The 26728-nt window shown below is 62.8% G+C and carries 22 protein-coding genes and 1 pseudogene; 17 read left to right on the top strand and 6 right to left on the bottom strand.

The window, feature by feature from the left end; genetic code table 11:
* The 5 genes from BM436_RS28365 to BM436_RS38075 all read right to left on the bottom strand — a co-directional run.
* The coding region (locus BM436_RS28365) for a family 43 glycosylhydrolase (protein WP_143133339.1) at positions 1–389 on the bottom strand (389 nt) is incomplete at its 3' end.
* Positions 390–509: 120 nt separating this feature from the next.
* Entirely contained in the window at positions 510–1103 is a 594-nt protein-coding gene (locus BM436_RS28370) for a hypothetical protein (RefSeq protein WP_093559114.1), read from the bottom strand.
* Positions 1104–1125: 22 nt separating this feature from the next.
* Entirely contained in the window at positions 1126–3609 is a 2484-nt protein-coding gene (locus tag BM436_RS28375) for a cellulose binding domain-containing protein (protein ID WP_177307560.1), read from the bottom strand.
* 110 nt (positions 3610–3719) lie between these two features.
* On the bottom strand, positions 3720–4277 hold the full coding sequence (locus BM436_RS28380) for a TonB-dependent receptor (RefSeq protein WP_093559118.1): 558 nt from the start codon (positions 4275–4277) through the stop codon (positions 3720–3722).
* Between the two features lie 221 nt (positions 4278–4498).
* On the bottom strand, positions 4499–4753 hold the full coding sequence (locus BM436_RS38075) for a beta-L-arabinofuranosidase domain-containing protein (protein WP_229490811.1): 255 nt from the start codon (positions 4751–4753) through the stop codon (positions 4499–4501).
* 388 nt (positions 4754–5141) lie between these two features.
* Here BM436_RS38075 and BM436_RS28390 point away from each other — a divergent pair, with 388 nt between their 5' ends.
* Positions 5142–5702, top strand: coding sequence for a DUF2889 domain-containing protein (locus BM436_RS28390; protein WP_177307562.1), 561 nt, complete (start codon positions 5142–5144; stop codon positions 5700–5702).
* 181 nt (positions 5703–5883) lie between these two features.
* Here BM436_RS28390 and BM436_RS28395 read toward each other — a convergent pair whose 3' ends face one another.
* Positions 5884–7914: an NADPH-dependent 2,4-dienoyl-CoA reductase gene (locus tag BM436_RS28395; protein ID WP_093559124.1), complete on the bottom strand. Its 2031-nt coding sequence runs from the start codon at positions 7912–7914 to the stop codon at positions 5884–5886.
* A 390-nt stretch (positions 7915–8304) separates the two neighbouring features.
* On the opposite strand from BM436_RS28395, the pseudogene BM436_RS38085 reads away from it, so the two are divergent.
* The 16 genes and pseudogenes from BM436_RS38085 to can form a co-directional block, all read left to right on the top strand.
* A pseudogene (locus tag BM436_RS38085) lies at positions 8305–8490 on the top strand (hydroxymethylglutaryl-CoA lyase); the annotation flags it as partial.
* Positions 8491–8554: 64 nt separating this feature from the next.
* Positions 8555–10171: a class I adenylate-forming enzyme family protein gene (locus BM436_RS28405; protein WP_229490813.1), complete on the top strand. Its 1617-nt coding sequence runs from the start codon at positions 8555–8557 to the stop codon at positions 10169–10171.
* Between the two features lie 175 nt (positions 10172–10346).
* Positions 10347–11186 carry a helix-turn-helix transcriptional regulator gene (locus BM436_RS28410; protein ID WP_093559128.1) on the top strand — a complete coding sequence of 280 codons (840 nt, stop codon included), beginning with the start codon at positions 10347–10349 and terminating at the stop codon, positions 11184–11186.
* A 2-nt stretch (positions 11187–11188) separates the two neighbouring features.
* Entirely contained in the window at positions 11189–11836 is a 648-nt protein-coding gene (locus BM436_RS28415) for a TetR/AcrR family transcriptional regulator (protein ID WP_093559130.1), read from the top strand.
* Positions 11837–11960: 124 nt separating this feature from the next.
* Positions 11961–13145: an acetyl-CoA C-acyltransferase gene (locus BM436_RS28420; RefSeq protein WP_093559132.1), complete on the top strand. Its 1185-nt coding sequence runs from the start codon at positions 11961–11963 to the stop codon at positions 13143–13145.
* A 20-nt stretch (positions 13146–13165) separates the two neighbouring features.
* Positions 13166–14737: a long-chain-fatty-acid--CoA ligase gene (locus tag BM436_RS28425; protein ID WP_177307564.1), complete on the top strand. Its 1572-nt coding sequence runs from the start codon at positions 13166–13168 to the stop codon at positions 14735–14737.
* Between the two features lie 83 nt (positions 14738–14820).
* A complete protein-coding gene (locus tag BM436_RS28430) occupies positions 14821–15645 on the top strand; it encodes a TIGR03084 family metal-binding protein (RefSeq protein WP_093559136.1) in 825 nt (274 codons plus the stop codon).
* Between the two features lie 11 nt (positions 15646–15656).
* Entirely contained in the window at positions 15657–16529 is an 873-nt protein-coding gene (locus tag BM436_RS28435) for a phosphatidylglycerol lysyltransferase domain-containing protein (protein ID WP_177307566.1), read from the top strand.
* Positions 16530–16676: 147 nt separating this feature from the next.
* Entirely contained in the window at positions 16677–18299 is a 1623-nt protein-coding gene (locus BM436_RS28440) for an acyl-CoA carboxylase subunit beta (protein WP_093559140.1), read from the top strand.
* 41 nt (positions 18300–18340) lie between these two features.
* On the top strand, positions 18341–20338 hold the full coding sequence (locus BM436_RS28445; RefSeq protein WP_093559142.1) for an acetyl/propionyl/methylcrotonyl-CoA carboxylase subunit alpha: 1998 nt from the start codon (positions 18341–18343) through the stop codon (positions 20336–20338).
* 33 nt (positions 20339–20371) lie between these two features.
* Positions 20372–21148, top strand: coding sequence for an enoyl-CoA hydratase/isomerase family protein (locus tag BM436_RS28450; RefSeq protein ID WP_093559144.1), 777 nt, complete (start codon positions 20372–20374; stop codon positions 21146–21148).
* A gap of 10 nt (positions 21149–21158) precedes the next feature.
* Positions 21159–22955 (top strand): acyclic terpene utilization AtuA family protein, encoded by a 1797-nt coding sequence (locus tag BM436_RS28455; RefSeq protein ID WP_093559146.1) that lies wholly within the window; start codon positions 21159–21161, stop codon positions 22953–22955.
* 36 nt (positions 22956–22991) lie between these two features.
* Positions 22992–23816 carry an SDR family oxidoreductase gene (locus tag BM436_RS28460; RefSeq protein WP_093559148.1) on the top strand — a complete coding sequence of 275 codons (825 nt, stop codon included), beginning with the start codon at positions 22992–22994 and terminating at the stop codon, positions 23814–23816.
* Between the two features lie 115 nt (positions 23817–23931).
* Positions 23932–24099 (top strand): hypothetical protein, encoded by a 168-nt coding sequence (locus BM436_RS37265; RefSeq protein WP_177307568.1) that lies wholly within the window; start codon positions 23932–23934, stop codon positions 24097–24099.
* A gap of 371 nt (positions 24100–24470) precedes the next feature.
* Positions 24471–25679: a porin gene (locus tag BM436_RS28465; RefSeq protein ID WP_229490815.1), complete on the top strand. Its 1209-nt coding sequence runs from the start codon at positions 24471–24473 to the stop codon at positions 25677–25679.
* Between the two features lie 340 nt (positions 25680–26019).
* A complete protein-coding gene (can, locus tag BM436_RS28470) occupies positions 26020–26667 on the top strand; it encodes a carbonate dehydratase (RefSeq protein WP_093559150.1) in 648 nt (215 codons plus the stop codon).
* Positions 26668–26728 lie beyond the last annotated feature (61 nt).

Raw genomic sequence — 26728 nt, forward strand, 5'->3', positions numbered from 1 at the left:
ATGTCTTTCGTTTTGAAAATATAGGTTTCACCGGTGGTCTGCGCAAACGTGGTGAGGTAATACATACCCTTATGGAAGCGCAGACTGCTGGCCCAAGTACCCTTGCTGTAGGTGTTTTGACCATCCGTCAAATTCAGCTCCGGCATATCGGCCAGAGTGTCATACGCATAATTGATCAGTTTCCAGTTGACGAGATCCGTCGACTTCATGATGGGCACACCCGGATTCATGTGCATGGTCGTGCTGCTCATATAATAATTGCCACCGACCCTGATCATCGCCATGTCCGGCACATCGGCAAAAATCAATGGATTTTGAGCTTGCGCGAAAGCGGCGGCCGAAATTGGGAAAGCAAGGAGGGCGAAAATGAGCTTGAGTCTGTTTTTCATGGAATAAAGAAAATTGATAATGGAACTGGCCTGATTGCTCGGGGCATCGTTTTCTCCATTGAAAATGGCGTCGTCCCGGCGCGGGGGGAAGGCCTGCGCCGGGACGATGGTGGCGACGTGCTAGCCGCGGCGGTTCAGGCGCCGGCCCAGCCTCATCGCGATCAGGCCGATCCCCAGCAGCAGCGGCGTCGCCGGCACCGGCACCGACACGGCGTCGGTGACGGTGAAGTCGTCCATCGCATACCAGCCGGTGTCGCGCGTGATGGTCAGCATCGCCACATTGCTGAAGCCTGCCGCCACCCACTGGTAGGTGTCGCCGATGGCGATATTGCCGGTGCTGCCGATGAGCTGGTTCAAGGCATCGTAGCCGCTGATGTTGATCCAGGCGGCCTTGTCGCCGCCGCCTGCCGGAGTGGCGAACCAGGCGCCGGCGAAGTTGAAGCCGGTCGCGCTGCTCACGCTCATGGCATCGCTGCCGAAGCCGTTGACAGCGAAATTGTTGCCGGAATGGGCAGCGTTCGCGTAGCCGCCGATGCTGTTGTCGCCCGCATACCAGTCCGAACTCCAGTTCAGGCCTGCGTAGGGGTTCAGGTCGCTCAAGCTGGTGAAGTCGCCGCCGGTGGCCACGTCTTCGAAACCGACCGGACCAGCATGGGCCGCGCCGGCCAGCATCAGGCTGGCGCTGGCGATGAATGCACAGAGAATTTTTTTCATGACAATATCTTTCCGATTGCTTTTATTTGCAGATGTCGCCGGTCACAGCAGGTACCGGACCAGGATTCGGCGTACCTTGGCCGAACGTAATGCCGAACCCGACCGTCTGGCCCGGAGCGATGTCGTGGTTCCAGACTTCGCTGTTGGTCCCGGTGAAGGTCGGCGCGGTGCCCGTCACTTTCCCACCCCAGTAGTTATAGATTTTCGAGTCGTCGGCATAGGTCCAGTTCACCGTCCAGCCGCTGATGACAGAGGTGCTTTGGTTGGTGATGAGTACATCGGCGTTGCCGCCGTAACCCCACATAGCGGTAACGACGTACTTGCATTCGGCCTGTTTGGGAGGCGCCACATACACTTGCGGCACGACCTGGACGTCGCCAGCCGGGTCGATCTTGCCGTAGGCGATACCGCGGCCGTTGGTGCTCATGTAGACGGTTCCGTAGGTGTTCATGTCTCCGGTCACAAAGCGGCCTATGTTGCCGCCATACTGATGGGCATCGTCGTTGACGCGATCCCAGCTGACACCCTGGTCGATCGAGCGCAACAGGCCGCGTGCGGTGCCCACCGAGCCCCACATGTAGAGAGACGGATAGCTGGCTTCCGGCGCCGCCTTGCCCAGGCCCACGGCGCCGCAAGAAGCGATCTTGGGCACCTTGGTGAAGCTGGCGCCCGAATCGGTCGAGTGGAAGAGCCCGTTCGAGGCCAGGCACATCCACAGGTCGCCCTCGAGGCCAGGCGTGGCGCGCACGAAGTCCGAGCCGCCGCTGTTCAGCTGGGCTGCGACGTTGAACGACACGCCGCCGTCGAGGCTCACCAGAAGCTTCCCGCTGCTGCGGTCGTAGACATAGAACTTGGCCGGGTTGACCGCGTCGGCCACCGGGCGCGCATTGTTCACGGCCAGGCCGGTGACCGCAGTCCAGTTGGCGCCGAAATCGGTCGAGCGGTAGGTGGTGGTCGAATTTTCCGGGCTATGCAGCAGCACGAAGCCATCGGCCGACAGGGCCAGGTTGCCCCTCTTGGCCATTTTGGTCGGTGATTTTTCCCAGCTCGCCCCCTGGTTGGTCGAGGTGTAGAGCTCTTCGCCGACCCGCGCCATCACGTGCGTGGCTTGCGGCGCCACCGCCATGCCGGTGGTCGAGCCCATCGCCGGGGTGTGGCGTGGCACGTACTGGGCCGGATCGGTGTGGATGAAGCCGTCGTAGTCGCCGATGATCGACATCAGCTTTCCGTCCGGGAGGCTCTCGGCCTGGTAGGCGCCGGTCTCTTCCATGCCCTTCACGTCGAACTTCCACACGCTCTTGGCTGCGTCGATGTCGCTTGTCTTGAACATGCCATTGCCCGACACGACCCATGCGCTCTTCGGATCGAAGGGATCGAACTCGATCGAGCCGGCCCAGTGGATCATCGAGTCATGGATCCAGTCGATGCCGTTGGCGTCGACGCTCATGCCGCGTTCCATCAAGTCGGTCCAGGTGCGGCCGGCATCGATCGAGGTGAAGATGCGGTCGCCGTAAGTGGTTTTCGGCTGTGTGCTCTGGGTCCAGAAGGTGTTGGCGGTCGAGGCGACCAGGCGCTTCGGGTTGGTCGGGTCGACGCTGATGCCGCCGAAGGGGTGGGTCCGGCCGGCCGGCGTGACGTTGGTCCAGGCGCCGCCGACGGTGTTGTATTCCCACAGCGCGCCGGTGTTCATCGGCTCGCTTTCGGACTGCGGGTGCGGCCCGGCGCCGTTGGCGTAGGTCAGGTACAGGCGGCCCTTGTTGGTGATCGCCGCGCGCTGCGGCATCAGGCCGGCCGGCGCGCCGGCGACGGGGTTGAAGGTGACGCCGCCGTCCTTGCTGAAATACAGGTTCGGTCCCACCGAGCCGTAGCGCGACACGCCGACGTAGATGCGCTTGGCCGTGCCCTGGGTGACGCTGGTCGGATCGAGCAGCACGAAGCTGATGCCATTGCCGTTCGGGGTGTCATTGACGTTCAGGCTGTTCACGCGGCTCCAGGTCGCGCCGGAATCGACGCTCTTGAACAGGCCGTTGTGGCGGGTGCCGACGAACAGCACATTGCTCGAACCCGGGTCGACCTGCAGGCGCTCACCGTTCGAGCGGCCCATGCCGTTGCCGTGCGCCTTGAACTGGGCCGTGACGTCGGTGACCGTGAAGGTCTTGCCGTAGTCGGTCGAGCGCAGGATCGCGGTCTTGCCATTGCTGGAGTATTCGGTACCGGCCAGCATGTACACATTGGCGGCGTTGCGCGGGTCGATCGCCAGCGACTCCACGCCCATCAGGCCAGTGTCGCTTTCGGAAACCCAGTCATTCAACGCCACCCAGCGCTCGTTCTGGACATCATAGCGGTAGGCGCCGCCGACGTCGGTGCGCGCGTACACCACGCCGCGCTCGCTCTTGCTGGCCACGACGCCCGTGACGAACCCGCCGCTGCCCATTGCAACATTGCTCCAGCGATAGTTCTCGGCCGCGGCCCCCTGGATCATCAGCAGACCTGCCGCCAGTGCCATTATTGTTTTCGTTACATGCATAACCGTCTCTCCAAGTTTTGAAATTTCCTCTTTACAACAACGACATTCCAGTTCGCCCTTAAAAACCACGCCCCAAGCTGAAATCGTTTTCACCTGCCATTTGATTGTGCATCCATGCAAGGTTCTTGGAAATTGCCAAAGTCACCAATTGTCACGTCAAATTTAGGAAAATCTCCCAGGCGAGTGCGACTGAGGGTTGCCGACTTGTTGTATGCCGCCACGCAGGGCGCCCAGATAGACCCGGCCAGAAATGCGCATGTCTCAGGTGACGTAGTTGACGCCGGCCCACTGGCGCTTGCGGTCGTTGATCCGCTTCCGAACAGGTTCTTCACGCCGGCGCTCAGCGTCAGACTGCTTGTGATCTGGTATCCCGTATCGAGGTCGACAACGACGGTCGGACTGACGCGATTGCTGTGATACGGCGCCTTCGCGGTGTCGGAATCGGGCACCGTCAGCTTGAGGAACCTTTTTAGGGACAGAATCTGATGCTCGCAGCCCGTGCACTGGACCCGCATTTTCAGGCTGGCCTGGGTTCGGCAGCGCGTCATGGCCGATAGGGCCCGCATGTGGTCCGCGTTCAGTTTGTGCCGGTACTGCATCAGGAAGTCGGCCTTGAAGGTGTCAATGACGGTGGCGAGACGAATCATTTGAGGTTCCCCAGTAGATGAGGTAGACCTTGTTCCGTCAGATCAAAGACTGCTTGTGCGGTGATGCGAGCGGTGGTCCCGTAAGTGATTGATTCATATACGCCATAAACGGCCTGCAAAGCCGTCTAGGTCGGTTCGATTCCGATCCTCGCCTCCAGAATTCTCCAGTGAAATCAACGACTTAACGATCTGCTTAGCATTGTCGAGTCGTTGATTTCGCCTCAAAACGCCCCAATTCGGCTCATTGCTACCTCGTTCTGATCACAGTGCCACCTCCAAACCGAGGCCAGGTGCTTCTCGAACTCGGTGGGCGGGAAGAAATGCTCGTTGTCGCCATGCCCGCCCGTCGCAAACGAGCGCTGCTCGGCCACGGTGCGCCAGAAGGTGAGCGCAGCCTGCCGGTAGTGCGCCTGTCCGGCGAGTCCGTGCAGCCGGGCGAAGCCGATCACCTTGGGAATTTGCGTGTTGGCGTGCATGCCGTCGAGGGTGCCGCGCCCTTCGGCAAGCGCTCGCGACCGTGCCGCGCGAGCTCCGGGCGTGGCTCGGGGCTGCTGTGCATGGCGATCGTTGGCGGTGCGATTTTGCCGTTCGCCCTGGATGCGCTTGCCGACTTGGTTGGAGTTCTGCGCTCGTTCCGGTTGCCCGCTGCTTGCTATCGGTATCTGTCGTATTTCGGGTGGAAATATTCTGAACCTCAGCTTCGCCGTTGATTTCCGGAGCCGGCGGGATAGCCACTTCACGCAAGCGTCGCTCGAGGCACGCTGCTAACCTTTACACCACCCGGAGTACCGGCACGCGCGCCGTGCCGCCACCCGTGCCGGTGCAAAGCCGGACCAACGCCAACAACAGTAGGAGGTGCTTATCTTGCCATTACCTGTTTCATTTTCTGACAGAGTGCCCGTTCATTCCCGCGTCATTTCATTCACGGGCTATCGGCGTGGCGATGGCCATTGGGACGTCGAGGGGCATCTGGTGGATGTGTGCCCGCACAATGCAGCGTGGCCGGGCGGTCATCGTGCGGCCAATGAACCCATACACAGCATGCTGTTGCGAATTACCGTCGACGGCACTGGTTTAATCAAAGAGGCCGCGGCTTCGACCGACGCCTCGCCGTATGACGGCGTGTGCGGCAGTATCACCCGGCGTTATGCGGAATTGGCTGGGATACGGGTGGGTCCTGGATTTCGGCGGCGTGTGCTTCAAATTGTCGGCAGCCTGAATGGCTGTACCCACATGACCGAGCTCCTGATCGGCATTGGCACGGCGGTGATGCAGACGCTGGCTGGCGAAGTGCCTGTCCCGCAAGACCAAAAACCATTCAGCCTGGACGGCTGTCACACCCTCGATACCACAGGTGATGTCGTGAAAAAACATTACCCGCTCTGGTATCGCCCGCGCGCTATTCCTGGCCGGGAATCCTGCTGACGGTGAGATCTGTTTTTCCTGCGCCGATCTCGAAGACGCCACGCCACGCGCATCGACGAGGTTAATCCGGGCGGCCCGGCCACCGGGCCGCCCGGGATCAAACGTTCAAAGACCTGTGTGTTTTACCGCGAGGTCTTTCAAGACGTTCTCCGACTGGCGGACAGGTGCAGGTGCAGGCACGCTATACAACCGCCGCGAGCCGCGACGCCTGGTCAATGGCCCGCTTTGCATCCAGTTCACCCGCCTCGAAGGCGCCGCCGATCACCGTCACGGGTACGTCCTGGCCGCGAAGCTGGTCGTAAATGCCACGGCGTGGCAATTGGCCTGCGCACACGATGACCGTATCGACTTCGAATACCTTAGGTTCACCATGGATCCTGGTGTGCAGGCCGGTATCGTCGATCTTCACATATTCGACGCCGTTGACCATGTGCACACCACGGCGAGCCAATGTGAGCCGGTGCGTCCATCCCGTCGTGCGCCCCAGGTTATTGCCGACTTTCTCCGCCTTGCGCTGCATCAGGTAGATGGTGCGGTCCGTGGCGGCCACCCGCTGTTTGACGCCGGCCACGCCGCCGCGCGGATGGCCGTTAAAGTCGATACCCCATTCCCGGGCAAAGAGTTGGACGTCCAGCGAGGCGGATGGACCGCTATGGGAAATCAATTCCGCCACGTCGAACCCGATTCCACCGGCGCCCATGACCGCCACGCGCTTGCCGATCGGCCGCTTCCCAAGGATCGCATCGATATAGCTCACCACCGAGGAATGGCCGATGCCATCCAGTGCCGGCACGCGCGGCTCGATGCCGGTGGCCACGACCACTTCGTCGAACCCCATGGCCTTGATGGACTCCGCGCTGACCATGGTGTTCAGGCGCAAATCGACCCCATGGAGCTCGACCATCTTGCGGAAATAGCGCAGGGTTTCATGGAATTCCTCTTTGCCGGGAATGCGCTTGGCCAGGTTGAACTGGCCCCCGATCTCGCCGGCCGCTTCAAATAATGTGACCTGGTGGCCGCGCTGCGCCGCGATTGTTGCAAAAGCCAGGCCCGACGGACCGGCGCCGATGACCGCGAGTTTTTTAGGCTGGGTGACCGGTGTGTAGTTCAACTCTGTTTCATGACAGGCGCGGGGGTTGACCAGGCAGCTTACCTGCTGCGAGCCGTTAAAGGCATGGTCCAGGCAGGCCTGGTTGCATCCGATACAAGTGTTGATTTCGTCTTCGCGCCCCTGTTGGGCTTTGAGGATAATTTCCGGGTCGGCCAACATGGGGCGGGCCATCGAGACCAGGTCGGCATCGCCGCGCGCCAGCACGGCTTCCGCCACGTCCGGCATGTTAATGCGGTTGCTGGCAATCACCGGCACCGACAGCGATTGCCGCAGCTTGCCGGTGACCTGGGTAAAGGCCGCGCGCGGCACCATGGTTGCGATGGTTGGCACCGGCGCTTCATGCCAGCAGAAATGCGTGCTGACGATATTCACGCCGGCTGCTTCGACTGCCTGGGCAAGCTGCACCACTTCCTCCCGTGACATGCCGTCTTCCAGCATATCCATCGCGGGAACGCGGAATATCACGATAAAGTTCGAACCGACCGCGGCGCGCACGCGTCGCACCACTTCGACGGGAAAGCGCATACGGTTGTCAAAATTGCCGCCCCATTGATCGGTGCGCCGGTTGGTTCGTTCAAGCAGGAAGGCGGACAGCAGGTAGCCAGCCGAGCCGATGATTTCCACGCCGTCGTAGCCGGCTTGTTGGGCCGCCAAGGCGCAGTTGGCGAAATCGTTCAATTGCTTGTCGATTCCAGCCTGGTCCAGTTCGCGCGGCCTGTAGGCGCCAATGCGTGACTTGATCGCAGACGGCGCCACACTGGCGGGCGTATGGGCGAGCGAACCCATATGCAGGATTTGCAGGCAGATTTTCACATCGGGTGCGGCGGCGTGCACGGCGTCGGTCACGATGCGGTGCTGCGACGCGGTCACGTCCTGGTGGACTTGCATGCCGCCTTCGGCGTTGGGCGAAATGCCGCCGGTAATGATCATGCCGACGCCGCCGCGCGCACGCTCCGCGTAGTAGGCCGCCATGCGCGTGAAACCGTCCTCGGCTTCTTCCAGACCCGTGTGCATCGAGCCCATGATGGCGCGATTTTTCAAACGGGTAAATCCGAGGTCAAGAGGGGAGAACAGGAAAGGATAGGGTGTTGGCTGGTTCATGTTGGCATAGTCCACTTTGGTAGTTTGTCGAGCGATGGTAGCGCCGCGTACAGGCGCGATCTTGCGGAAAGTGGCTGGCAGGGCCCCGGGTGGTGCCCGTCGTTTTCATGCGCAGCAAGTTTGCGCAAGACGTGCCGCGCAGGCCGGGTTATCGTCGCCGCATCGTGAACCCATCCCTGGACTGGCGACAGGCGTGGGACTCGCGCTGGCCGGTCGCCGCCCCGGCCTGGCCGACAACTGGCTGCGCCATATCGACGACGTCCGGGGACCGTCATTCGGGACAACTGGATGAAATCAGTGAATATGCGCTGGCGCATGACCGGCTGTGCGAGCCGGACGCCGGGACGCCGCGCCACGTGCGGAAAGTCATGAAATTCGTGGCGCCCGAATTATGCGAAGGGGGCCACGGGCAACGTCGCAACCGAGGACGTGCTGTACATGATGCATGGGCTGGGCGTGCATACGGGAATAGACCTGGACCAGGTGGTCGATGCCGGCCGCTACATTTCACGACATCTTGGCCGCCAGGTGGGCAGCCGCGCAGGCAGTGCGATAGCCGCGAAACGGGGGGAGTAGTTCGCTGTCCTTGCCGCCATTTTATTTTCGGAAACACCTAAAAATCCAACAGGAGACTTGAATCATGAACAACAACGCCAACGCACCTGTGCCGTCGGGCGCCAATAGCAATGCCGTCGCGGCTGCCACGGTAGGGGAACTGGTAGCGATGGCATTCGCCCATTACGGGGACACGACCGCGTATATCGACAGCGGGAACAACTATTCATTCAGCGATGTCGATGCGGCCGCTACCGCACTGGCAAACCGGCTTGCCGGCATGGGGATAGGAAAAGGCGAGCGCATCGCCGTGATTGCGCTGAACCAGATCGAATGGGTGGTCGCGTTTTTCGCCGCCGCGCGCATGGGCGCCGTCATCGTTGGAATGAATGTGCGTTACCGGGAAACCGAACTGGATTACATGCTGGAAGACAGCGGGGCAAGCGCGGTGATTGCGCTGGCCGAATATGGCGGTTTCGATTACAAGGCGTATTTTGCCGGCCGCCGCGACAAGCTGCCGCGCCTTCGCCACCACCTGTTCGCCGGCGCGCCCGGGGGGGCGGAGGCACTGGCGTTCCAGGCCGGCCTGGACGGGGCGGCGGCATGGACAAGGTCGGCGCCGGCATCCGTGCCAGCAGCCATGGCCCCGGTCGATCCGGACGATATGCTGATGATCATCTACACCTCAGGCACCACCGGCCAACCCAAGGGAGTGGGCTTGTCGCATCGCTCGGCATTGTTGGCGGCCCAGGCGCAGGCGCGCCACATCATGGCGGCGCCGGATGACCTGATCCAGCTTGCCAACCCTCTCAACCACGTCGGCGGCATCACGTGCGGCATACTGACGTTCCTGATTGGCGGCGGGTGCTGCGAAATGGTACCCGTATTCAAAGCCGAGACGGTGCTTGAGATGATGTCCCGCAATCCCCCCACCGTGATCAGCGGCGTTCCCACCATGTTGACCCTGCTGATGATGCATCCCCGTATTGACGAGGTCGACCTGCAACGGGTTCGGCTGATTTTCAGCGGCGGCGCCAACGCGGACCAGACCTTGCTGGGCAAGCTTGGGGAAAAAGCGCCCAATGCGCGCCTGATGAACCTGTATGGCTTAACGGAAACGTCCGGCGCGGTCGTTATGACGCCATGGGACGCGCAGCGCGATGAACTGCTGCGTTCGATCGGCAAGCCGCTGGCAGGCGCCGAAATCAGAATCGTTTTGACGGACGGCAATACGGCACAACCCGGCGAGCCGGGCGAGCTGTGGGTGCGCGGACTGGGTGTCGTCGGGGGCTATGTCGATACGCGCCGCGACGGCGGCACATTCGATGGTGAAGGATGGCTGCATACGGGCGATCTCGGGTATGTCGATGCGCGCGGCTATGTGTACCTGCTGGGGCGCTCCAAGGATATGTATATCCAAGGCGGATTCAATGTCTATCCGGCGGAAACGGAAAGCGTGATTTGCACCCATCCCGGCGTGCTGCTGGTGGCGGGCATCGGCGTGCCAGACCCGGTACTGGGTGAAGTGGGCCGGTATTACGTTGTGAGGAAGCCGGGTTCCAGCCTGGTCGAGCAGGAGATTGTCGACTACTGCAAGCAGCGCCTGGCCGACTATAAAGTGCCCCGGCAAGTGGTGTTCCGCGACGCGCTGCCGACCACGCCCGCAGGGAAGATCCAGAAGTCGGTTTTGCGCGGGGAGTGACTAGGATTGATGCGGGCGGCGGCCGCCATTGCATAATTCAATCAACCAAGCGCTTGCTTTGTTGGCCGGCCTGTGCCAATCTGTCTGATAAGAACAGGGATTCGCCCACGTAGCGGCGGACGAATAAAATCGCGCCCGTGGCGCTTGCGCCACGGTCCGATGCGAGGAGAACGACATGGCGAGGGAAGAACGGCTGGATGGTTCGCAAACAATGGGGATAACCGGCGAGCGGGGAGACCGGATAATGTTGATGACGCGCGGGCGGGTAGCGTATATCGGTTTGCTGGGGCGTCCGCAAACGCGGGAATTTGGTTCGCTGACGGTCTATGTTTCGCTGAGCGCGCCATTCCAGATACAGATTGGTGATCGCCCATGGGAAAGCGCGGAAATGTACGTGGTCGCTCCCGACACGCAACATCGCATCACCACCAGCGACCGCATGATCGGCGTGCTCCTGCTGGAGACGGAAACCGTCGCGCTGGCCGCGCTGCCGCGCTGGCTGCAACCCAGCCTGGATGCGAATCAATGTGTGCCTGGCCTGGAGCGGGTTCGCGGCGCGTTCCGTGCGCTGTGCGGCAAGCAGGTGAGCATCGCCACGGCGCAGGGGAATTTTGACGGCTACTTCCTCGGGCGGGAACTCGCGTCCCGCAAGCTCGATGCGCGTATGGCGGCGGTGGTGGACCGTATCGGGCAGGATCCGTGTGGCCTGATCGGCGCGGAAGAATGCGCAAAAATGGTGGATTTGTCGTTTTCCCGCTTCCTGCACCTGTTCCGGGAGGAGGTCGGCACCACGTTCCGCAGCTTCCGCGCATGGAAGCGTGCCCGCAGTTTCCTGTGGTATGTCAACACGGCTTCCAGCCTGACCGATGTCGCCCTGGACATCGGATATCCGGATTCTTCGCACTTCAGCCATACAGTCCGCAGGTACTGGGGCCTGACGCCCAAGGATATCCTGGCGGGTTCGCGCCGCCTGGCCGTGATCTGCCACGACGCCGCACCCGTGGCTGCGGCTTGACCATGCAAAGCGACCTCACGGTGCCGGCGGTCGAACCGAAGCCTGTGGCCAAGGCCGCAACGCCCCGCAAGCGCGGCAAGCAGGCGGCGGACACCATCATTCCGCGTGAGCGCATCCTGCACGCCGCGGCCAGCCTGTTCCACGAGCGCGGCTATCAGGGCACGACGGTGCGGCATATCGCCGATGCGGTCGGCATCCTGTCGGGGAGCCTGTTCTATCACTTCCGCTCGAAGGAGGACATGCTGCTCGAGATCATGCGTGAGGCCGCGCTCGGCCTGTGCCTGCGCGCCGAGGATGTGGCGCGCGGGACGGATGACCCGGCCGGGCGCCTGCGGCAGATCATCGATATCGAACTTGAGTGGATGGTCAGCGATATCAAGAAGGATTATCTGGCAGTGCTGGTGTTCGAGTGGCGGGAGGTGCCGGCGCCGCTCAAGGCGGAATTTACCCGCTTGCGGGCGCGCTACAACGGCATCTGGATCGATGCGCTGGAGTCCCACGCCCAACTGGTTCCTTTGCGTGTTCCCGTCGACGCGGCCGCTCGCATCCTGCATGGTGCGCTGATGGGGGCGATGACGTGGTTCCGTTCATCGGGCCGCTATAGCGCGCCGGAATTTCGCGACATGCTGCTCAAGCTGGTCGAGGCGTAAGCAGCCGGCCGCCTTGCAGCCAATTTGCACAAGATTGTAGCCACCTCAACTGCTAGCCTGATGTCTTGAGAGTGCGGGTCGCGCGCTTGTCAAAACAACGAAGCCCAAGTGAGGAGCCAACAACATGAATGAAGCCGTCATCGTCGCCACGGCGCGCACGCCGATTGGCCGCGCCTACCGAGGGGCGCTGAACAATATCAAGTCCCCCACCTTGCTGGGGCATGCGATCCATCACGCGGTCCAGCGGGCCGGCATCGACGGCGCCGAAGTCGACGACCTGGTGATCGGGACGGTCCTGTCGGCTGGCACCGCCGGCATGAACCTGGCCCGTCACGCGGGCATCGCGGCCGGCTTGCCGGTCAGCGTGCCGGGACAGACCATGGACCGCCAGTGTTCGTCCGGCCTGATGGCGATCGCGACCGCGGCGAAACAAATCATCGTCGATGGCATGCAGGTTGTGGTGGCGGGCGGCCATGAAAATATCTCCGCGGTGCAGACCCGTTATATGGAGTGGGCGGCCGCCGAAGCCGACCCGATGGTCGTGCAAAAAGCCGCGCAAGCCTACATGCCGATGCTGATGACGGCGGAATTCGTGGCCAGGAAATACGGTATATCCCGCGACGCGCAGGACGCCTACGCGCTGGTATCGCAACAACGCACTGCGCTGGCGCAGCAGCAAGGAAGGTTTGACAACGAAATCGTTCCGATCGGCGCCAATATGGCCATCCAGGACAAGGAAACCGGTGAAGTGTCCTACAAGTCCGTGACAGTGGCACGGGATGAAGGGAACCGCCCCGAGACTACGCTCGAAAGCCTGCGGGGAATCAAACCGGTGATGGAAGGGGGCTGCATTACGGGCGGGAACGCCAGCCAGTTGTCGGATGGCGCGTCGGCTTGTGTCGTGATGGAGCGCCGCATGGCTGAGCGCAAGGGCCTGAACCCGCTGGGGATTTACCGGGGCATGGCGGTGGCTGGCTGTGCGCCGGAGGAAATGGGCATAGGCCCAGTCTATGCCATCCCTAAGCTGCTCCGGCGACATGGCCTGACAGTGGACGACATCGGCTTGTGGGAATTGAACGAGGCATTCGCATGCCAGGTGTTGTACTGCCGCGATCAGCTGGGCATCGATCCGGATAAATACAACGTCAACGGTGGCGGAATTTCCATCGGCCATCCCTATGGCATGACCGGAGCGCGCCTGGTCGGCCATGCCCTGCTTGAAGGCAAGCGCAGGAACGTGAAATATGCCGTCATCGGCATGTGCGTGGGGGGCGGCATGGGCGCCGCCGGCCTGTTCGAGATCGTTTAAGCGGAACAAGCGAGATAGCGGTGAACTTCCAGACTTTGAACGATATCCTGCCCCATCATGCGGCCAGGCAGCCGGACACGGTGGCGTGCGGCGCCAGCGACCGCGGCTACAGTTTTGGCGCGTTGGAGCGGCGCGTCAACCGCGTTGGCAATGCGCTGCTCGGCCTGGGTATCCGCCCGGGCGACCGCGTTGCATGCCTGACCAAACATCATGTCGAATGCCTGATGCTGTCGCTGGCGGCATGCAAAATCGGTGCGGTGTGTATGCCCGTGAACTGGCGTCTTTCAGCGCAGGAATTCGAATATATCGTGAACAACGGCGAGGCACGCTTCCTCATGGCGGATGCGTCGTTCCTGCCGTTGGTCCAGCAGGCAAAATTGCCTGGCGTGCTGCAAACTGTCTGTACGGAAAGGGGGAATGGCGCGATACCGGGTTTCGATGCCTGGTATGGTGCGGCGGACGACCGCCTGGAGGCGGCGCCCGCCGGTCCTGGCGACGCGGCGCTGCAGCTCTATTCGTCGGGTACGACCGGTTTGCCAAAAGGCGTGGTGCTGTCCCATCGGGCATTGTTATCGACATGCATTACCTGTGCCGCCGAGTGGCGCTTCGATGGCGCCTGCATTCTGGGCAACCCCTTGCCGACCTTCCATGTGGCCGGCATGGCCATGATGCTGCTGCCGCTATTTGCGGGCGGACGCCTGGTCGCGTTTCCAGAGTTCGATGCTTCCGCGTTCATCGACAGCATCGGGCGTGACGGCATTACCCATACCTTTATCGTGCCGGCCATGTTGCAGTTCATGCTGAATGTGCCCAATGTGGAGCATGGCGACTACCAGGGCCTGCGCCAGATCGCGTACGGTGGCTCCCCCATCAGCGAGCGTGTGCTGCAGGAAGCGATGCGGATGTTCCAGTGCGGCTTCCTGCAGGTCTATGGACTCACCGAAGTGGCGGGACCGGCCGCGTTCCTGCGGCCGGAAGACCACCAGCCAGGCGGGGATCGGTCCTATCTGCTGCGTTCGGCCGGACAGCCGGTCGGCGGGGCGCGGCTGCGCATTGTCGACCCTGGCACGCTGCGGGATGCGCCCGACGGCGAGGTGGGGGAAATCTGGATCGAAACCATCAGGAACTTCAGCGAGTACTGGCGCAATCCCGAAGCCACCTCCGAAGCGTTCCCGGCCGGGCGCACGGCGGCGGGAGGATGGTTCCGGTCCGGCGATGCGGGCTATCTGAAGGATGGCTATCTGTTCATCCATGACCGGGTCAAGGACATGATCATCTCGGGCGGGGAAAATGTCTATCCGGCCGAAGTCGAGAACGTCGTCATGCAGCATCCCGCCGTTGCGGACTGCGCGGTGTTTGCCGTGCCCGACGAGACCTGGGGCGAAGCCGTCAAAGTGGCGGTGGTGGTGCGCGCTGGCGGGGCGCTGACGGAGTCGGAATTGATCGGCTTTGCGCGCGAACGGCTGGCCCATTACAAGTGTCCGAAATCCGTGGACTTTGCCGAGGCGCTGCCGCGCAATCCGACCGGAAAACTGCTCAAACGCGTGTTGCGGCAGCCCTATTGGGCGGGGCGAGACCGGCTGGTCAGTTGAGGCGCGCGGCACCAATCTCCAGGCGTTGGCCTTTTTGAGGGGGCGGGAGCGCTCCCTTTTTTTTTACCGATTCGAGGAATGACATGGAAGACGTGTGCACCGACTTGCTGGATGAATATAATGACTTGGCCGCGCTGGCGGAGCAACTGACGCCTGCGCAATGGCGCATCGACACGGCGTTCTTCGGCTGGACGCCCTGGGATGAGATAGCGCACCTGTGCCTTTTCGATGAAACCGGATTGCTGGCCGCCACCGATGGCGACGCGTTCGCCGCCGATGCACGCGTGCTGATGGCGGAGCTGGGGAAGGGCCGCGAGTTCAGCGCGATCGCGCGGGAAAAATATGGCGTGATGGACGGCGCCGCGCTGCTGGCGCACTGGCGTACCCGGTACACCGCGCTGGTTGCGGCGCTGGCCGCGCTGGATTCCCGGGCGCGCTTGCCGTGGTATGGCCCCACCATGAGCGCCCGTTCATTCGCCACGGCGCGCATGATGGAAACCTGGGCGCATGGACAGGATGTGTTTGACGCCGTGGGCGTTCGGCGCCGCCCGACCCATCGCCTCAAACACATCGCCCATATCGGCGCGACCACCTATGGCTGGACTTTTTCCAACCGCAAGCTGGCGATGCCGGGGCCGGCGCCCTATGTCGAACTGAGTGCGCCCGGCAACGAGACCTGGACCTGGAACGAAGTGTCGGCCGGGAACGCGGTGCGCGGCAGCGCGGAAGACTTTTGTCTGGTCGTAACGCAGCGCCGCAATGTCCTGGATACCGGATTGCAGCTCAGTGGCGAGCCGGCCGTGCAATGGATGGCCATCGCACAATGTTTCGCGGGACCGCCAGCCGCGCCTCCCGCCCCCGGCACGCGCACCGTGCGGTTCGGCAGCGTCGCTGCCGGCGTGGCATAAGGCGAGGGGCGATGAACACGGAAGGCTTGCCTCTGACGCTGGCGCTGCGCGGCGAAATCGAAGACCGCATGCGCGCGCAGCGCGCCGCGTGGGGCGAACAAACACCGTCGGAATACGCCTTTTCCAACCTGTATTTGTTTCGCCACGCGCACGATTACCGTTATTTTCCGGGGCCGTTGCCTTGCGTCGCCGGCGTGACTTATGACGGCGCCCGCCATGTCCTGCCGCTGTTCGACCCGCGCCTGCTGGCGTGGCGGGAACTTGCCGGCGTCCTCGGATCGCATGATTGCCTGTTCCCCATTCCGGCGCAGGCGCTTGACGGAGTGGACGCAAACAAGTTTTGCTGGGATGACTCGCCCGCCGACGCCGACTATTTTTATCCGGCGGAGAACTTCCGCGGCTATCGCGGTGAATTGTTGCGCAAGAAACGCAACCTGATGCAACAGCTACTGGCGGCGCACCAAGTCACCGCGCGGCCATTGACGGACGACACCGCGGCCGACGCGCTGGCTATCCTGGACGCCTGGCTGCGCGGCAAACAAAAGCAGCCTGGCGAAGCCGACGACAGCGCCTGCCGCGAAGCCCTCGCGCTACGCCGCCACTTCGGCTTGGATGGCCTGGTCTACTATGCGGACGGACTCCCGGCCGGTTTCCTGCTCGCCCAGCCGTTCACGCCTTCGGTTGCCGTCATGCGTTTCGCCAAGGGCGACGACCGGTATAAGGGTATTTACCAGTACATGTTCCATCACTATTGCGCGGCCAACAGCGACCTGCGCTGGCTCAACTTCGAACAAGACCTCGGCCTGCCGAACTTCCGGCAAACCAAGCGCTCCTACCAGCCAGCCGCCATGCTGCGCAAATTCCGCGTCCGGCTGCGCGCCTGACTGCCGGCTCCCTGGCGTCTTGCGGCCTGGCCACCAGCCACTTTACGCAAGACGCATCCCCCCTCTGGGGGTACCTTACAGATACGCCGCGCGATGCGCATTGCGCGTATCACGCTTGCTCTCCGGCCCACTTACATCAGATAAAACATGGCTATCATAGAAACCAATATTTCCACCGGTAGCGAGACCTTCCAGTCCAACCGGACCGGTATGCTGTCCCTGCTGGGAAAAGTGCGCGACCTCGAAGAGCGCACCCGCCGCGCTTCCGCCGCGTCGAAAGCGCGCTTTGAAAAGCGCGCGCAGCTGCTCCCGCGCGAACGGCTGTCGCTGCTGCTCGACCATGGTGCGCCGTTCCTGGAACTGTCGACCTTGGCCGGGTATTGCATGGACAACGCTGATCCCGACAGTAGCGTGGCGGGCGGCGGAGTCATCGCCGGGATCGGCTATGTGTCCGGCGTGCGCTGCATGGTGTGCGCTTCGGACTCCGGCATCGACGCCGGCGCCTTGCAGCCCAAAGGGCTCGACAAACAGTTGCGCGCGCAGGAACTGGCGCTGGAAAACAAACTGCCCTATATCCAGCTGGTCGAAAGCGCGGGCGCCAACCTGATGGCTTACCGCGTTGAGGAATTCGTACGGGGCGGTAACCTGTTCCGCAACCTGGCCCGTTTGTCGGCGGCCGGCTTGCCGGTGGTGACCGTGACGCATGGTTCGTCCACCGCGGGCGGCGCCTACCAGACCGGCTTGTCCGACTACATCATCATGGTGCGGGGACGCTCGCGCGCCTTCCTGGCCGGGCCGCCGCTGCTCAGGGCCGCGACCGGGGAAGTCGCCACCGAAGAAGAGCTGGGCGGCGCGGAAATGCACACCGGCATATCCGGCCTGGGGGACTACCTCGCTGAAGATGACCGCGACGCCTTGCGCATCGCGCGCGAGATCATGGCAAAGATCGAGTGGAACCGTGGCTTGTCGGCGATAGCAGCGCCGCATGGCGCCAAGCTGCCGCGCTACGATGCTGAAGAATTGCTCGGCATCATGGCCATGGACCACAAGCGTCCGGTGGACATGAAGGAAATCATCGCGCGTATCGTTGACGATTCCGATTTCCTGGAATTCGGCGCCCGCTACGGTTCGGCCACCGTGTGCGGCCACGCCATGCTGGACGGGCACCCGATCGGCATCATCACCAACAATGGGCCGATCGATCCGGCCGGCGCGACCAAGGCGACCCATTTCATCCAGGCGTGCTGCCAGGCGCAGGTGCCTATCCTGTACCTCAACAACACCACCGGCTTCATGGTTGGCCGCGCGTACGAGGAAGCCGGCAGCATCAAGCACGGTTCCAAGATGATCCAGGCGGTCACCAATGCCACCGTGCCGCAGATTACGATCTATTGCGGGGCGTCGTTCGGCGCCGGCAATTACGGCATGTGTGGACGCGGCTTCCATCCGCGCTTTTGCTTCTCCTGGCCAAACGCCAAGACCGCGGTCATGGGCGGCGAGCAGGCGGCGCAAACCATGGTGATCGTGACGGAAGCGGCCATGAAGCGCAAGGGCGAGGTCGATCATGGCAAGCTCGAATCGCTGCGCCGCAAGATTGTCGATAATTTCGACCGCCAGATGGACGTATTTACCACCAGCGCCCATGTACTGGATGACGGCGTCATCGATCCGCGCGACACGCGCTCGATCCTGTCGTACGTGCTGTCGATTTGCCGCGAGGCGCAGCAGCGCGAACCGCATGCGATGCAGTTTTCCGTGGCCCGTCCCTGAGATTAACTGATGCATCACCAGGAAAACGAATCCAACCTACCATGACTACCTCTTCCCCATACCACAAGATTTTGATCGCCAACCGGGGCGAAATCGCGCTGCGCGTCATGCGTACCGCCAAAGCCATGGGATACCGCACCGTCGCCGTTTTTTCCGCGGCGGACCGTGCGAGCCGCCATGCGCGCGAAGCGGATCAGGCGGTGTACATCGGCGCGGCGCTGCCGGCCCAGTCTTACCTGAACATCCCGTCCATCATCGAGGCGGCGCGCGTCAGCGGCGCGGACGCGGTCCATCCCGGTTACGGCTTCCTCGCTGAAAACGCAGATTTCGCCCAGGCGTGCCGCGACGCGGGACTGGTGTTCATCGGCCCGTCGCCGGAAGCCATTGTCGCGATGGGTAACAAGGCCGGCGCCAAAAAACTGATGATTGAGGCCGGCGTACCCTGCATTCCCGGCTACCAGGGCGACGACCAGAGCGAAGAACGCCTGCGCGCGGAAGCGGATAGGACCGGCTATCCGGTCATGATCAAGGCGACCGCTGGTGGCGGCGGGCGCGGCATGCGCCTGGTGGCCCGCCCGGACGATTTCCTGGCCGCGCTGCGTAGTGCGAAATCCGAAGCGCAAAGCGCGTTTGGCAATCCGGAAGTGATCCTCGAACGCGCCATCGTCAATCCGCGCCACATCGAGATCCAGGTGTTTGCCGACCGCCATGGCAACGCCATCCACCTTGGCGAACGGGATTGCTCGGTGCAGCGCCGCCACCAGAAAGTCGTGGAAGAGGCGCCATCGCCAGCGGTCGACGCCGCGTTGCGCGCGCGCATGGGCGCGACCGCGGTCACGGCGGTGAAGGCAATCCGCTATGAGGGCGCGGGTACGCTGGAATTCCTGCTCGACACCGACGGGAATTTCTATTTCATGGAAATGAATACCCGCCTGCAGGTCGAGCACCCTGTGACGGAAGCCATCACCGGCCTGGACCTGGTCGAGTTGCAGTTGCGCGTTGCCGCTGGCGAGGCACTGCCGGTTTCCCAGGAAGACATCCGCCTGCAGGGCCACGCCATCGAAGTGCGCCTGTGCGCGGAAGACCCGGGCGCGGGCTTTATGCCGCAAAGCGGCACCATGAACCTGTGGCGTATGCCGGGCACCATCCGGGCGGAACATGGGCTGGAATCAGGCGCTGAAATTTCCCCCTACTACGATTCCATGATCGCCAAGTTGATCGGCTATGGCGCCACGCGCGACGAGGCGCGCCGCAAGCTGCTGGCGGCGCTGGAAGACACCGTGGCGCTGGGCGTGAAAACCAACCAGCAATTCCTCGCCAGTTGCCTGAAGCACCCGGTGTTCGCGGCCGGAGGCGCGACCACCGCCTTTATCGGTGATCACGGCGCCGCCCTGTTGCAGGCCGATAAGGCCGGCGACGCGCGGGCGCATGCATTGGCGGTGGCCTTGCTGTACGCCACCGCCAGCGCGCCGGCGGGAGCGCATGCAAGCGCCATCACGCACCGCCTGCCTATTGGATTCCGCTTCGACGCTGGCGGCGGCGAGTGCGTCGCCGGCCTGCGCAACCTGGGTGACGGCCGCTATGCGGTGGAAGCCGGCGAATATGTCTTCGACTTGCAGTTGCTGGAACTGGACGCCGGACGTGCGCGCATTTCCTGCAATGGCCTGGTGGAAAGCATGGTGTTCGCGCGCAGCGGCAACGGCCTGTTGCTGCAGTACCGGGGCAGCGCGTACCGCATCCAGGACACGACCCATGTGGCGCAGGCGCGCCAGGGCGGCGGCGAAGGCGATGGCAGGATCCGCGCCGCGATGAACGGCCGCGTGGTGGCGGTGCATGTGGCGGCGGGCGACATGGTCAAGGCCGGCCAGCCGGTGGTCACGCTGGACGCGATGAAGATGGAGCACGTCCACGCGGCGCCGCTTGGGGGACGCGTCACGGCGCTGCATGTCGCGCTGGGTGACCAGGTGACGGCGCACCGCGTGGTGGCGGAAATCGAAGCTGGCGCCGAAGCGGCGCAACTCGCGGCGGCGAACGGCTGAGCAACGAATATTGAATCGGTGAGGGAGAGACAAATGGACAATGCGGCAGTGCTGCTGGAAAAACGGGGATCGGCGTACTGGATCACCCTGAACCGGCCGGATAAACGCAATGCGATCAACCAGGACGTGATCGATGGCATAGGCGAGGGGCTCGCCTGTGCCCATCGCGATCCGGAAGTGCGGGCGATCGTGCTGACCGGCAGCGGCGACAAGGCTTTCTGCGCGGGCGCCGACCTGCAGCCGGGTAAGGGCTTTGCGTTCGACTATGCCCGGCCCAGCACACCCTACGCGGACATGCTGCGGCAAGCCAGGAATGCCACGCTGCCCATCGTGGCGCGCGTCAATGGGGCTTGTCTGGCCGGCGGCATGGGCTTGCTGTGCATGGCGGACATGGCGGTCGCCGCCGACACGGCGCTGTTCGGGCTGCCGGAAGTCAAGGTCGGGGTGTTCCCCATGCAGGTGCTGAGCCTGCTGCAAGGCCTGGCGCCGCAGCGCATCGTCCGGGAGTGGTGCTTTACCGGCGAACCATTCGATGCCGCCACCGCGCTGGCGCACGGGCTGGTCAATTACGTTGTGCCGAATGGTGAACTCGACGTCCGCACCGGCTGGCTGCTGGACCGCGTCACGGATAAATCGCCGACCGCCATCCGGCGAGGCAAGTACGCCATGCGCGCGCTGGCATCCATGTCGTTCGACGAAGGCATCGCCTTTACGGAAAGCCAGATCGCGCTGCTGCCGCAGACCGAGGATGGCAGGGAAGGGCTGGCCGCCTTTAATGAAAAACGCAAGCCGGTATGGACCGGCCGTTGATGGGAATGCTATGACTGCTGCAATCGACAAGGTGGTGCGGATCGGCGGGGCGTCCGGATTTTGGGGCGACAGTTCGGTGGGCGCGCCGCAATTGGTGCAAGGCGGGGAAATCGATTACCTGGTGTTCGACTACCTGGCTGAATTGACCATGGCCATCCTCGCGTCCGCGCGCGGCAAGAAGCCGGAACTCGGCTACGCGACCGATTTCGTCGATGTCGCCATGAGGAGTGTGCTGGCGGAGGTGGCGCGGCGCGGTATCAAGGTGGTCACCAACGCGGGCGGCATCAACCCGCGAGGCTGCGCCGATGCGCTGGCGCGCCTTGCCCGGGACATGGGCGTGGACCTGAAAATCGCCGTGGTCGAAGGCGATGACGTGAGTGCGCTGCTGCCGGCGTTGCGCGAGGCCGGCCAGACGGATATGTTCACAGGCGCCGAGCTGCCGGAGCGCATCCTGAGCGCGAACGCCTACCTCGGCGCGTTCCCGGTGGCGCAAGCCCTGCGCGCCGGGGCCGACGTGGTGATCACGGGGCGCTGCGTCGACAGCGCGGTCACGCTGGGACCCCTGATCCATGAATTCGGCTGGCGCGAAACCGATTACGACTTGCTGGCGGCCGGCAGCCTGGCCGGCCATATCATCGAATGCGGATGCCAGGCTACCGGCGGATTGCATACCGACTGGGAAGACGTACCCGACTGGGCCAATATCGGCTATCCCGTGATCGAATGCCGCGCCGACGGCGGCATCGTGGTCACCAAGCCGAAGGACACCGGCGGCAGCGTGATCGTGGCCGCCGTCGCGGAACAGATCCTGTATGAAATCGGCGATCCCGGCGCCTATATCCTGCCGGACGTGGTGTGCGATTTCCGCCAGGTGCGCGTGACCCAGGAAGGTGAAAACCGCGTCGCGGTTGCCGGCGCGCGCGGATTGGCGCCGACCGGCTCATACAAGGTGTCCGCCACCTACATGGATGGCTACCGCTGCAGCGGCACGATGGTCATTGTGGGCATTGATGCGGTGGCCAAGGCAAAGCGCACCGGGTATGCAATCATCGAGCGTACCCGCGCCATGTTCGAGAAAGCCGGGTTGTCGGACTACACGGCGACGCATGTCGAGGTGATCGGGGCGGAAAGCCTGTACGGGCCGCATGCGCGCACCTCCCAGGCGCGTGAAGTGATGATGCGCGTCGCGGTCAATCACCCGCTGAAACCAGCGCTGGACATCTTCGCGAGGGAAATCGCGCCGGCCGGCACGTCGTGGGCGCCGGGCACCACCGGACCGGCGCTGGCCCGTCCATCCGCCTCGCCGCTGATCAAGCAATTCGCGTTTACGCTGTCGAAAGCGCAGGTTCCGGTCCGCATCGTGATGGATGGAGAGGCAAGCCCGGTGGCGATCGCCCTGGACGGCGGCCACCAGGCGCAGGCCGTCACGAACGAGCCCGAATCGACGCAAGCTCCCGCATTGGCGGATGCCGTGCACGTGCCGCTGGTCAAGCTGGCGTTTGCGCGCAGCGGCGACAAGGGCAATATCTCCAATATCGGCGTGATTGCCCGCAAGCCGGAATACCTGCCGCTCATCCTGGAACAGGTCACGCCGGCCGTGGTCAGGGAATATTTTGCCCACCTGATGTCGGGACGGGTGCAGCGCTTCCTGGTGCCCGGCCTGAACGCCTGCAATTTCCTGCTGCACGACGCGCTGGACGGCGGCGGTACGGCATCGATGCGCATGGATCCGCTGGGCAAGGGCATGGCGCAAATGCTGCTGGACTTGCCGGTGCCGGTCCCGCGCGCGCTGGCCGCGACGCTCTGAAAATACGGACGATCAATATGAGATGGGGAGAGGGCTGTGCAACTTGATTTTGACTTTAGCGGCAAACATGTCGTCGTGTTTGGCGGAACCACAGGCATCAATTTCGGCATTGCCCAGGCGTTTGCCCGGCAGGGCGCCGCCGTGACGGTGGCCAGCCGCAAGCGGGAAAACGTGGATAACGCTTGCGGGGAATTGCGGAAATACGGTGCGCCCGTGTTTGGCGCCTGCGCCGACGTGCGCGATTTCGACGCGGTCGGCAAGGCCCTGGACCAGGCGGTGGAACGGCTGGGCGCGATCGACGTGCTGGTGTCCGGCGCGGCCGGGAACTTCCTGTGCGAAGCGAAAGACATGTCGGCCAACGGATTCCGGGTGGTGATCGACATCGACCTGGTGGGTTCGTTCCACGTCTTGCGCCAGGCATACCGCCACCTGCGCAAGCCGGGGGCCGCGGTGATCAACATCACCGCGCCCCAATCGTTTATCCCGATGCGCTACCAAGCGCACGCGGGCGCGGCCAAGGCGGGGGTCGATCAGTTGACGCGCACGCTGGCGCTGGAATGGGGGGCCGAAGGCATCCGCATCAATTCGGTTTCCCCGGGCCCGATCGACGGTACCGAGGGGTTCCGCAAGCTGATGGCCAGCGATGAGCAACAGCGCGCCAGGGCTCTTGCCGCGGTCCCGCTGAAACGCATCGGCACGCTGGACGATATCGCTAACCTGGTGTTGTTCCTCGGCTCGCCCTATGCCGGCTATATTTCCGGCGCCTTGATTCCGTGCGACGGCGGCGGTGCGCTCGAAAGTGTGAAGCCGCCGCTGGAAGCGGCCGGCGCGGCGCTGGCCAGGCAGAGCGCCAGCGAGTGAGAGGACGAGCCCCGACGTCGCCTCCTTGCTCGACAAGCTCCGCAACGAGGCCAGGGTCATTTAATCAAACAGTGCGGCCGAACGGGAAATCCGGTGTTCGGCCATGGAGTCCGTCATGGATAACGATCGAATCCGCCAGCTGATGCGGGCGTGGATGGCGCGGCGCAGGGTTCATCCCGAACCGTTGCCGTCTCTGGAACAGATCCGCCACGCCGTCGGCTGGGCCGAAGAAGGTCCGCCGCAAGACGACACGCCGGCCGCAATGGCTGGGGCGATTGCTTGATTAGTCGATTAGTTAATTATCAGGAAAATAAAGATGTCGATCGTGGATTACTTCAAGTTTTGCTGGGAAACCCAAAAATGGCCACCGCCCGTGCCGCAAACGGTGCTGCCGCCACACTTGCTTGGGGACGAACTCTAAGCTGCGTCGCCCGTCGGCGGGCGCACGTTCTGGCCCGCGATGGCGGGCCAGGACAAGCAGCCTACTTGTAAATGCCGCACAGGATGACAATGTCGCCTGCCTTTGCGACTGCGCCCTGGAAGCCAGCAGGTTAACGCAAGACCGGACAATCGTGCCGCGTAAGAATGCCAATCGGTATCGCCTTTCCAGAGCGCGATGGCGGATCCACGATATATAAAAATACGGAGACTGAAATGAAAAAGCCATTATTGGCAAGTCTGCTCGCCGCCATCAGCGTGGCGCCCGCCCTGGCGCAATCGAATGTGGTGATGTATGGCCTGGCCGATGCGGGAGTTCAGGTGTCGAACTTCGGCAACGGCCACAAAATCAACTTGACCAGCGGCCTTGCCGAGGGTTCCCGTCTCGGCTTCAGGGGGAATGAAGACCTGGGTGGCGGATACCGGGCCCTGTTCACGCTGGAGGCGCGCATCGAATTGGACAATGGCACGCAGCAGAACGGCCTGCTGTCGAGCAACGCCAACCAGAACATCACCGAGGGCCTCAGCGCCGCGGGAAATGCGTTTGTCAAAGCACGGTTGCCGGTCAACGTGATCAATTCGGCCGGCGCCCTGTTCGACAGGCAGGCGTTTGTCGGACTCGGGACTCCCTATGGCATGGTGTTGTTGGGCCGGCAATACACGCCAGGCGTGGAAATATTTGCGCTCAGCGACGTGTTTGAACTGGGGACGTCCGGCACCTGGCTCAACCTCGTGCCGGGCACGCCAGGCGTGTTCACGCCGGGGATCGCGCTGCGAGCCAATCAGGCCCTGCAATATCGTTTGCAGTTGCCAAATGGCGTGGGTGCGACCGCCATGTATGGCTTCAACAATACCGGATCGCTCAACCTTGCCAGGCGCTTTGCCGGCGGCAGTTTGCGTTACAAAGGCCATGGCCTGGAAGTTGGTGTTGGATACAACCGGGAGCAAGACCAGGTTGGCAACCAGGCGTTGACGACGCTCACTGCGGGCGGCTATTACACAGTGGGAGACGCCAAAATATTCGCGGGCTTCCATCGTATGAAGAACGACTACAACGCATTCGCCAGGGCCTTGGCGCCGGGACTGAGCGTGCCTGGGGACGCCGCTACGCTGTTTTCGAACCTGCGCCTGAATGGCGATCTGTACTCCGCTGGCGTGCAATACATGCTGGGCGCGGGCCGCGTCATGGCCGGCATCAGCCATGTCAACGACAAACTGGCAAGCAATGGCGATGCAACCTTGTTCGGGCTTGGCTACGACCACTTCCTGTCCAAGCGGACTGATGTGTACGCAGTGGTGGCCCATGTCGTCAATCAGGGAGCGGCGCAATTCGCGCTCGGCGGCAGTGGCTATTTCGGCGGTTCCACTTCACAGCGTGGCCAGGATGGGAATTCATTGCAACTGGGCATACGCCATCGCTTCTAGCGCGTGACCTCGGGCTGAATTTACTTTGCACGACGCTGGTTCAATGAAATGGCATCCGGGTCATCAGCAAAAATCAATATAGTGTTTGGACCTCTTGCTCTGAACTGTACTTCCAGCATGTTCCTTGCGGGTTCAAGCAATTTTGCATGCATCCCACGAGCTGGCTAGCCTGGATGTGGGCAACGGCCGCGCACTTCCAAGGTATTGTGCTGCGGCTGCGCTGCCCACCCATTCCACAGCAGCATGTTTTCGCAAGACCGTCAGTATGATCCGGGATAACGTGTCTCCATCGTGAACCCGTCCCTGGATTGAGAGCAGGGAATCACACACTGGAGCTGCGATGGGAAGCATCGATAATCTGTTCTTGAATAACCGGCAGTGGTCCGAGCGGCGGATTGCCGACGATCCCGGATTCTTCGCCCGCCTGTCGAAACAGCAATCGCCCAAGTATTTGTGGATAGGCTGCGCGGACAGCCGGGTTCCCGCCAATGAAATCATTGGACTGGACCCAGGTGAAGTATTCGTGCACAGAAACGTCGCCAATCTTGTTGTGCACACCGATCTGAACTGCCTGTCCGTGATCGAATTCGCTGTCGATGTCCTTGGCGTGACAGACATCATGGTGGTGGGCCATTACGGGTGCGGCGGCGTGGGCTTGGCGCTGGGCGGGACCCGCCCCGGCCTGGCCGACAACTGGTTGCGCCATGTCGATGATGTCCGCGATCGCCACGCGGAGCACCTGGACGAACTCGGCCCCGCCCACGCGCATGACCGGCTGTGCGAACTGAATGTGATCGAGCAGGTGGCTAACGTCTGCCGCACCTCCATTGTTCAGACCGCTTGGAAGGCCGGCAAGTGCTTGTCGGTGCACGGCTGGATATATGGTTTGCATGACGGCTTGTTGCGGGAGCTTGGTATCTCGGTTGCATCCGCCGCGAATTTGAAGGGCCAGTATCACGCGGCATTGCATGCACCCACAGGTTTGTAAGTCCCCTTTTCCTGGGCCGGACCGCTTCGTCAATCCCGGCAGACCAAATTTCACAAGAGGA

It is taken from the genome of Pseudoduganella namucuonensis, from assembly GCF_900116645.1.
In the GTDB taxonomy this organism is placed as follows: domain Bacteria; phylum Pseudomonadota; class Gammaproteobacteria; order Burkholderiales; family Burkholderiaceae_D; genus Rugamonas; species Rugamonas namucuonensis.

Coding starts and splice junctions, on each gene's coding strand:
- BM436_RS28370 (WP_093559114.1), bottom strand. CDS start 1,103: ATGAAAAAAATTCTCTGTGCATTCATCGCCAGCGCCAGCCTGATGCTG.
- BM436_RS28375 (WP_177307560.1), bottom strand. CDS start 3,609: ATGGCACTGGCGGCAGGTCTGCTGATGATCCAGGGGGCCGCGGCCGAG.
- BM436_RS28380 (WP_093559118.1), bottom strand. CDS start 4,277: ATGATTCGTCTCGCCACCGTCATTGACACCTTCAAGGCCGACTTCCTG.
- BM436_RS38075 (WP_229490811.1), bottom strand. CDS start 4,753: ATGCACGCCAACACGCAAATTCCCAAGGTGATCGGCTTCGCCCGGCTG.
- BM436_RS28395 (WP_093559124.1), bottom strand. CDS start 7,914: ATGAACCAGCCAACACCCTATCCTTTCCTGTTCTCCCCTCTTGACCTC.
- BM436_RS28405 (WP_229490813.1), top strand. CDS start 8,555: ATGAACAACAACGCCAACGCACCTGTGCCGTCGGGCGCCAATAGCAAT.
- BM436_RS28410 (WP_093559128.1), top strand. CDS start 10,347: ATGGCGAGGGAAGAACGGCTGGATGGTTCGCAAACAATGGGGATAACC.
- BM436_RS28415 (WP_093559130.1), top strand. CDS start 11,189: ATGCAAAGCGACCTCACGGTGCCGGCGGTCGAACCGAAGCCTGTGGCC.
- BM436_RS28420 (WP_093559132.1), top strand. CDS start 11,961: ATGAATGAAGCCGTCATCGTCGCCACGGCGCGCACGCCGATTGGCCGC.
- BM436_RS28430 (WP_093559136.1), top strand. CDS start 14,821: ATGGAAGACGTGTGCACCGACTTGCTGGATGAATATAATGACTTGGCC.
- BM436_RS28435 (WP_177307566.1), top strand. CDS start 15,657: ATGAACACGGAAGGCTTGCCTCTGACGCTGGCGCTGCGCGGCGAAATC.
- BM436_RS28440 (WP_093559140.1), top strand. CDS start 16,677: ATGGCTATCATAGAAACCAATATTTCCACCGGTAGCGAGACCTTCCAG.
- BM436_RS28445 (WP_093559142.1), top strand. CDS start 18,341: ATGACTACCTCTTCCCCATACCACAAGATTTTGATCGCCAACCGGGGC.
- BM436_RS28450 (WP_093559144.1), top strand. CDS start 20,372: ATGGACAATGCGGCAGTGCTGCTGGAAAAACGGGGATCGGCGTACTGG.
- BM436_RS28455 (WP_093559146.1), top strand. CDS start 21,159: ATGACTGCTGCAATCGACAAGGTGGTGCGGATCGGCGGGGCGTCCGGA.
- BM436_RS37265 (WP_177307568.1), top strand. CDS start 23,932: ATGGATAACGATCGAATCCGCCAGCTGATGCGGGCGTGGATGGCGCGG.
- BM436_RS28465 (WP_229490815.1), top strand. CDS start 24,471: ATGAAAAAGCCATTATTGGCAAGTCTGCTCGCCGCCATCAGCGTGGCG.
- can (WP_093559150.1), top strand. CDS start 26,020: ATGGGAAGCATCGATAATCTGTTCTTGAATAACCGGCAGTGGTCCGAG.